1 protein-coding gene is annotated in these 1269 nt (G+C 67.4%); it reads left to right on the top strand.

Annotation, left to right across the window (positions count from 1 at the left end):
- On the top strand, window positions 1-1124 hold a 1124-nt coding region (locus ACF08M_RS41670; RefSeq protein ID WP_392190532.1), incomplete at its 5' end, for an IS701 family transposase.
- Between the last annotated feature and the right edge of the window lie 145 nt (window positions 1125-1269).

Raw genomic sequence — 1269 nt, 5'->3', positions numbered from 1 at the left:
GGTTTGCGGGACGTTTTGGCCGGTCGGAGCCACGTGAGCGGGCGTTGGACTACCTGTCCACGTTGCTTGCGCCGCTGGAAAGGAAGAATGGGTGGACGCTGGCTGAGCAGGCCGGCCAGCGTCGCCCGGACGGTTTCCAGCGGCTGCTGAACTTCGCCGACTGGGACGAGCACGCGGTCCGCGACGATGTGCGCGACTTCGTCGTCGAGACGATCGGCAACAAGGACGCGGTACTGATCGGGGACGACACCGGCTTCCTGAAGAAGGGCGTCAAGTCGGCCGGGGTCCAGAGGCAGTATTCCGGAACGGCCGGGCGCACGGAGAACTGCCAGATCGGCACGTTCCTGGCCTACGCCTCCGCTGCGGGCCGGGCCTTGATCGACCGCGAGCTGTATATCCCCGCCTCCTGGACGGATGACAGGGAACGGTGCCGGGCGGCCGGGATCGGTGACGAGGTGCCCTTCGCCACGAAGATCGAGCACTTCAAGTGGATGCTGCAACGCGCGATCGACGCACGCGTCCCTTTTGCCTGGGTCACCGCGGATGAGGCATACGGCCAGGTCAAGCACATGCGGGCCTGGCTGGAGGAACGACACGTCGCCTACGTCCTGGCCACCAAGGTCAACGACACGGTGCCCACCACCGGCGGCACGGACGCCGAGGTCCGCGACCTGGTCAGCGCCGTGCCCCGGCAGGCATGGAAACGGATCTCCGCTGGTGCGGGCGCGCACGGCCAGCGGTTCTACGACTGGGCCCGGATCGCAATCCGCCCGGTATGGGAGGACGGCTTCGGGCACTGGGTTCTGGCCCGCCGCAGCATCAGTGACCCCACCGAGATCGCGTACTACGTCTGCTGCGGCCCCGTCACCTCCCGGCTGAAAGACCTGGTCAGGACTGCTGGCGCACGTTGGCAGGTGGAGGAATGCTTCCAGATCGCCAAGGGCGAATGCGGCCTGGACCACTACCAGGTCCGTCTCTACCGGGCCTGGTACCGGCACGTCACCCTGGCCATGGCCGCCCTCGCCTACCTGACCGCCACCCGCGCCGCAGAAGCCGCAAAAGGGGCAGCGGAAACGACGAGCAAGACCTCATACCCCTCAGCGTCCCGGAGATCCGCCGGCTGATCGGGCACGTCGTCGTCACGCCCCACTGCCATTCCAACGAGCACCGTCTGCGCTGGTCACACTTCCGACGCCGCAGCCAAGCCCGAGCCCGCCGCTGCCACTACCAACGCCGAGGCCATGACCCCCACATGCGGTTGCAGTACTA

The sequence above is a fragment of the Streptomyces sp. NPDC015032 genome, from assembly GCF_043080425.1.
Classification (GTDB): Bacteria; Actinomycetota; Actinomycetes; order Streptomycetales; family Streptomycetaceae; genus Streptomyces.
The sequence above is the reverse complement of the archived record's forward strand: the minus strand, read 5'-3'. Positions and strand labels throughout refer to the sequence as shown.